The following is a 5,524-nucleotide window of genomic DNA, read 5'->3' as shown; positions in this document are numbered from 1 at the left end:
GACGTCGACCGCGTATCTACTCGATCCGCCGAGGGGTTGGCGACGCAGCGATTCGCAGCCGCAAGCCACTTGTCGACCGGACCTCTGGCCACGTCGGTCGCTACCGGCTAGACACCATGGTCGACACCAGCTGGTGATCGTCCCCAAGCGAAAGGAGCTGCCCCCGCAGCGGTCGATGCCAACCGCTCAACCCCTCGGCTGCGTCCCGCCGGGGGCACCAGCAGCCCGTCGGACTTGGCACCGCGAAGCGACCCAACACGTCCGCCGGAAGCCTCTGGAGTGCGGGCGGGGAGCGGTCCGCCGCACCCACGCTGGCCGCAGGCCCTAGGCGGCGACACGAGTGCCGAAACTCGCCGAACGCGCGCCGCCAAGCAACTTCAGGCAGAGCGACCGAATCGCTTCGAGTTCGGCGTAAAACTCACGCCGGGCCTCGGCTGCGGGCAAGACGGCGAAGAGATCCGCCAGCTGCGCGCCGCGGCTCATGATGGCGGCGGCGACCTTGTTGCGAATATCCCGTTGTACGAATAGGCAGTTGTCGCCGTGGTAGAAGGTTTCGACGGCCTCCTCGGGCGTGATCACGCCACTCCCCAGCGACTGTGCCAGCCCGAGGTTCAGGAGCGCAAAGACCACCAGCGGCTCGTGGGTATTCTGCATCGTTGTGGGCAGCTGGATTCGTGAGGCCTTGTTCCTTCTCATCGCTCCTCCAATCTCGGCAGGAACTTGACCCCGCCGACGTTGCCCGATTGGTGCTCGAAGTAATGAACCTCGCCCGTTGTCCCCACCCTGATCACCTTCTTCCAACGTCCGCTACGCAATCGCCGCAACTCGCGCAAGACCGCCCGGTTGCGTACCGGAAACTTGATCGTGCCGCCTGTGATGGGAAACCACGTGTCGGGCACCACGCCGGAAGCCCGCACGTCGGGGTAGAGTCTCAACGGCATCGCTTCGCCTCATTGCCGTTCGGACTCTACGCTCCACTGGCTGAGCATACAACAGAACTCGCTTATCTCCCCCGTCCTTTGCGGCGGGCGATCCTGAAAAGCGCGCGGACCTCTTGCTCGACGATCAGGATGGCCGTTGCGGAGTTACGGCTCAAAATCCCCACGTCAGCAATCTAGCAAACTAGGACCGTCCCGCAGCCCTCCACGCTCCGTTCGACCGCCCGGGCGACGAGCGCGTCGTGATCACCATTCACCCCGGAAATGTTTCGGGGATTCCGCCGGCCGCCGCCGTTCCCAACCGCCCCTGATCCCCAGCCCCGCGACGACTAAAGCGAGCCCGGCGCGCCTCCGACTGTGCGCGCCCATGCCGCAGGATCGTTCGCGGCCAGACGATCGTTCCTCCTCAAGCAGATTTGAGCGTCGTGATTCTCGATCTGCGTTATTCCTGGGGTTGTTCGACAAAATCGAGAGTCAATGGCCCTGACCCTAATCCGCGAGGGCTCACGTTCTTCCACCGGTCGCAACCGCTGTGCATTCGCGCTATTTTGTGGGTGATGGATCCGATAGCGGTACGATCGTTCATGGGGCGCGCCTACGACGTCGTCGCGGAATCAAAGCAGGGCTACTGGGCACGGCGATTCCGGAAAGAGGGTGCCGAGGCCACTTGGCGGGCCGGTCAGGCGCTGAGGGAGCATGCGCACCAGGTGCGACCGGACTGGCCCTCCGAAGAGGATCGCGCCGAGGATCTCGAGCATCATATCCGACTCACGCGCCTCCTCGATCGCGCCGCGCATGCCTTCCCGCGTCGTTGAGCTGCTCGCGGCGTTGCGCGCCGCGCTCGAACCGATCACGCCACGATGGTACCTGTTTGGCGCACAGGCTGCGCTGCTGCACGGCGCCGCGCGCCTGACGGCGGACGTCGACGTCACCGTCGATGCCGAAGGACACGCCGCGGGCGAGCTCATCGCGGCGCTGCAGAACGCGGGATTCACGCTGCGCGTCGCCGATGCGGAGACGTTCATCGCCCGCACACGAGTCATCCCGCTGGTGCATACGGCCTCCGGAATACCGGTCGACGTGGTCCTCGCGGGTACAGGTCTCGAGGATCTCTTTCTGCAACGCGCTCAGTTGCGAAACATCCAAGGCGTCAGTGTCCGGGTGGCCAGTGCGGAAGACGTGGTTGTAATGAAAGTGCTCGCCGGACGTGCCAAGGATCTCGCGACGTCCACGCGATCCTGAACGCACACCCCACGGATCTCGATGTGGCTCTCATCCGGGGCACTCTCCGGGAAGTGGAGCAGGCACTTCAGCCTTCGGATCGCCTCCGCCACGCTGCGCTGCCACGGCGCCGGCTCGGCGGCTCTCTGACGCTTTGACTTTCGGACATTCTTGTCCGATGCTTCACCGGTGACCGGGGCTGAGTTCCTTCGCAGGCTGCAGAAGCTCGGAAGGGGACGCGGAGTGAGGGTTGTCTTTCGCGCGGAGCGAGGCAAGGGCAGCCACGGCACCGTGTACTATGGAGAACGGTTCGCCGTACTGAAAGATCGGCGTAAAGAACTGTCGCCTGGCCTGCTCGCTGCGATGCTGGTGCAATTGGGCTTAACCCGCGAGGACGTACGGTAACGACCGAAGGAGTCGTAGAAAGGCAAGGGACTGATGAAGAACTTCGGGTTTGTGTATCCGGCCAAGTTCGAAAGGCATCGGAGAAATGTGCTCGTCCGGTTTCCGGACCTCCCCGAGGCCCTTACGGAAGGCGACGACGACCAGGGGGCGCTGGCTCAGGCCAGGGACTGCTTGGATGAAGCGATCGCTGGGCGCATTCGCCGGGGCGATGATATCCCCGCCGCCTCGCCGCCGCGTCGCGGTGAGCGCATGGTGCCGGTCTCGGCACCGATGGCCGCCAAGGCGGCCTTGTATCTCGCTCTTCGCGAAGCGAAGCTGACAAAGCTCGATCTCGCAAGGCGACTCGGGTGCGATGAGAAGGAGGTTCGCCGCCTGCTCGACCCGCGGCACCCCTCGAAGTTGCCGCGGATGCAAGAAGCGCTGGCGCAACTGGGTAAGCGTCTCGTCGTTGAGATGCAAGCGGCCTAGAGGTCCGGCCGAAAATGGGTTGCAAAGCGAAAATTTGCCAGCCGCCGCGAGGACATCAAGGCAGCGCAGCTGGCGTTCATCGAGGAGCGCAAGCACACACTGCGTCGGCCGCTTCCGCACGTCAAAGTCCATTGTCCAGACGCGACCCTCATAACGCGACCTGTTCGTCTCGACGAGCACGAACACGAGTCACGACTTTCTCCACGGCCGATTGCCGTACCGATCCACGTGCACCACGTCGCCGACGGGGCGGCGGGTCGTCGGGCCGTAGCGACCCTTCGGCCACCCGAGTGGCACAACGGCGCACGGCGACACGTTCCACGGTAAGCCCAGCGCCCGGCGCGCCAGCCACGTACTCCACAGCGGCATGGTGATCAATGCGGCGCCGAGTCCAGCCGCACGTGCCGCCAGCAGCAGATTCTGCACCGACGGATAAATGGAGCCGTAGTAACCGGTTGCCACGATGGGCGGAAACCACAGACGCACTCCGCGCAGGCAGGCGACCACGAGGACGGGAATCTCCTCGAAGTGATCGGTCTGCCACTGCACCGCGTCGAACATCCTCAGCGCCTTCGGATCATTGCGCGCGACGCGGCGGCCGATGCCGCCGTAGATGCGCCACGGAATCCGTGTCAGCGACGCCAGCCGCGCCTTCACGGCGCGGTCTTTGACGACGATGAACTCCCAGTTCTGTTGATTGCTCCCGCTCGGCGCCTTGAGCGCCAGCTCGATGAGATGCAGCACGAGCGCATCGTCGACCGGGTCCGGCTTGAGCCGCCGAATTGCCCGCTGCGTCCGCATCGCCTCTTCCAGCGGCATCGTGAGATTGATCGTGTCAGCCATGCACGGAGTGTAGACCAGCTTACGGCGAGTGGGTCAAAGGCACTGCAGAGCCCTACCCGGCAGCGCAGCGCCATGCTTCGCTGGTCACCGTGGCTGAGATCCTTTGCCGCTTCAGGCAGCTGGTGAAACTCCACAGGCAAGACGCCAAACCCGCTGACCCGAACCGGCTGCGAGATTACCGTGCGCGGGGATATCGTTTTCTAGCAACGGAGGAACGTCCCCATCCATCCCCTGCGCGATCGCGCCGCCGCAGCTTCGTGGACTCCAGGAGCCGGCCCCCCGCGTGTTTCCTTCGGCAAGCGTGCCTTGCTGTTCGCTGGTGACGGGATTAAGAGACTTGTGTAAGCGACGCGATGGCGAAAAAGGAGCTGCGTAAGAAGATCCGCACTTTGGAGCAGCGCATTCGCGAACATGGAACCAAGATCCTCATGGAGCGAGCCAAGACCCAGCCGGACCACGGGCGCATCCGGCACTGGGAGACTGAGATCAAGGCGTTTCGCGACGGCATCAACCGTGCGCGGAGGCGTCTCGGAGAAGTGAAATGAAGAAGATGGCCCAACTGGTGAAAGGCCAGCGAACCGACCCGGTCGAGAGCGAGTTAGCCGAGCTGGGTGAGGAGTGCGCGCGAGTCTTGCTGCTCTTGCAACGGCTCGCCAAAGCAAGGGCTGAGGGGCACGACGTGAGTGACGTGCTCGGCGATCTCAGCGCCACCGTCCTGCACCTGCACGCCCATACCAAGGAACTCGACGAGCTCATCGACGACCTCGCGTCGGACTGAGGGCCTGTCCAACACCCGGTCCACCGGGCCTCTCAACGCTCAACTGTCGACTGCATTTCTCACAGATACACCTCGCGCAGTTTGGCGTCGTCGTGCAACTCGACAGCGGAGCCGGCGAAGGACACGCGGCCGTTGCGGAGAACGTTGATGACTGCTTCCGCTGCAATGGCAGCCGAACCCGACCCGGCCGACAAAACAGGCGGGACTTCCTGGCCTCGAAATGGTGCTGACGCACAGGTATATGGTACAGCAGCAGGAAAGAGGTGAGCCATGGAGCGAGCGGTCGTTGTCCGCGGGAACCTGAACGATCCGAGCCACATTGAGCTGGAGGAACCGCTGTCCGACATGCACGGCGCAGTCGAGGTGACCGTCCGTCCGATCCAGGAGTTGGCAGTAGGCTCGCCGCTGGCAGTCCTGCAGGCCATGCGCGCTCTACCGGATCTGGAAGCGGGCGATGTCGATGAACTGGAGCGCATGATCGAGGCCGGCAAGCTGCCCACGCGCACCGAGGGCCTGTTCGACGTCGCCGGTGCGTGAGACGGGACGATGATCTTTCTTCTCGACTCGAACGCGTTTTCTGACCTCATGCGGAAGAGCCCGCGTGTTGAGGCGCAGCTTGGCGCGCTCGGCCCGAACGACAAGGTCGTGATCTGCCCAATCGTTCGCGGCGAGATCCTCTACGGACTCGCGCGCCTGCCGCAGGGGCGCCGGCGTGAGAACCTTACGAAACAGGCGGCCCCCACTTTTCGCCACCATTGCCTGCGAGTCCGTGCCTGAGTCTGCGGGAGACAAGTACGCGACCATCAAACGGACACGGGAGCAGCAGGGTCTCAGGTTGGACGAAAACGATCTCTGGATCGCCGCCACGGCA

Annotated in this window: 11 protein-coding genes; 7 read left to right on the top strand and 4 right to left on the bottom strand. The window is 64.0% G+C overall.

The annotated features are described in order from the left end of the window. Positions 1 to 324 precede the first annotated feature (324 nt). Entirely contained in the window at positions 325 to 696 is a 372-nt protein-coding gene (locus VF515_16745; protein ID HEX7409279.1) for a hypothetical protein, read from the bottom strand. Then, positions 693 to 941, bottom strand: a complete 249-nt coding sequence (locus tag VF515_16740) for a hypothetical protein (GenBank protein ID HEX7409278.1) — start codon at positions 939 to 941, stop codon at positions 693 to 695. The genes VF515_16745 and VF515_16740 overlap by 4 nt, the downstream gene beginning before the upstream one ends. A gap of 422 nt (positions 942 to 1,363) precedes the next feature. Between VF515_16740 and VF515_16735 the strand changes: the two genes are divergently transcribed. The 3 genes from VF515_16735 to VF515_16725 all read left to right on the top strand — a co-directional run bounded on the left by VF515_16735 (position 1,364) and on the right by VF515_16725 (position 3,032). After that, the gene (locus VF515_16735; protein HEX7409277.1) at positions 1,364 to 1,753 is read left to right on the top strand and encodes a hypothetical protein; all 390 of its coding nucleotides are present in this window, start codon (positions 1,364 to 1,366) and stop codon (positions 1,751 to 1,753) included. Beyond that, a complete protein-coding gene (locus tag VF515_16730; protein HEX7409276.1) occupies positions 1,734 to 2,180 on the top strand; it encodes a DUF6036 family nucleotidyltransferase in 447 nt (148 codons plus the stop codon). The genes VF515_16735 and VF515_16730 overlap by 20 nt, the downstream gene beginning before the upstream one ends. 417 nt (positions 2,181 to 2,597) lie before the next feature. Next, positions 2,598 to 3,032, top strand: a complete 435-nt coding sequence (locus VF515_16725) for a type II toxin-antitoxin system HicB family antitoxin (GenBank protein HEX7409275.1) — start codon at positions 2,598 to 2,600, stop codon at positions 3,030 to 3,032. Between the two features lie 189 nt (positions 3,033 to 3,221). Here VF515_16725 and VF515_16720 read toward each other — a convergent pair whose 3' ends face one another. Then, positions 3,222 to 3,851 (bottom strand): nitroreductase family protein, encoded by a 630-nt coding sequence (locus VF515_16720; protein HEX7409274.1) that lies wholly within the window; start codon positions 3,849 to 3,851, stop codon positions 3,222 to 3,224. Between the two features lie 377 nt (positions 3,852 to 4,228). On the opposite strand from VF515_16720, the gene VF515_16715 reads away from it, so the two are divergent. Together VF515_16715 and VF515_16710 are read left to right on the top strand one after the other, a co-directional pair. Beyond that, entirely contained in the window at positions 4,229 to 4,420 is a 192-nt protein-coding gene (locus tag VF515_16715; GenBank protein ID HEX7409273.1) for a hypothetical protein, read from the top strand. Further along, positions 4,417 to 4,653 carry a hypothetical protein gene (locus VF515_16710; GenBank protein HEX7409272.1) on the top strand — a complete coding sequence of 79 codons (237 nt, stop codon included), beginning with the start codon at positions 4,417 to 4,419 and terminating at the stop codon, positions 4,651 to 4,653. Before VF515_16715 ends, VF515_16710 begins: the two co-directional genes overlap by 4 nt. A gap of 59 nt (positions 4,654 to 4,712) precedes the next feature. Here the strand turns inward: VF515_16710 and VF515_16705 are convergent, their stop codons facing one another. Beyond that, complete coding sequence (locus tag VF515_16705) at positions 4,713 to 4,847, bottom strand: hypothetical protein (GenBank protein ID HEX7409271.1); 135 nt, start codon at positions 4,845 to 4,847, stop codon at positions 4,713 to 4,715. A gap of 76 nt (positions 4,848 to 4,923) precedes the next feature. Here VF515_16705 and VF515_16700 point away from each other — a divergent pair, with 76 nt between their 5' ends. Beyond that, positions 4,924 to 5,190, top strand: coding sequence for a hypothetical protein (locus VF515_16700; protein ID HEX7409270.1), 267 nt, complete (start codon positions 4,924 to 4,926; stop codon positions 5,188 to 5,190). Between the two features lie 9 nt (positions 5,191 to 5,199). Next, positions 5,200 to 5,430 carry a PIN domain-containing protein gene (locus VF515_16695; GenBank protein HEX7409269.1) on the top strand — a complete coding sequence of 77 codons (231 nt, stop codon included), beginning with the start codon at positions 5,200 to 5,202 and terminating at the stop codon, positions 5,428 to 5,430. The last annotated feature ends 94 nt before the right edge of the window (positions 5,431 to 5,524 follow it).

This window comes from Candidatus Binatia bacterium (assembly GCA_036382395.1).
Taxonomy (GTDB): Bacteria; Desulfobacterota; Binatia; order HRBIN30; family HRBIN30; genus JAGDMS01.
Note: the sequence above shows the minus strand (reverse complement) of the source record. Positions and strands in the feature narration are given on the sequence as shown.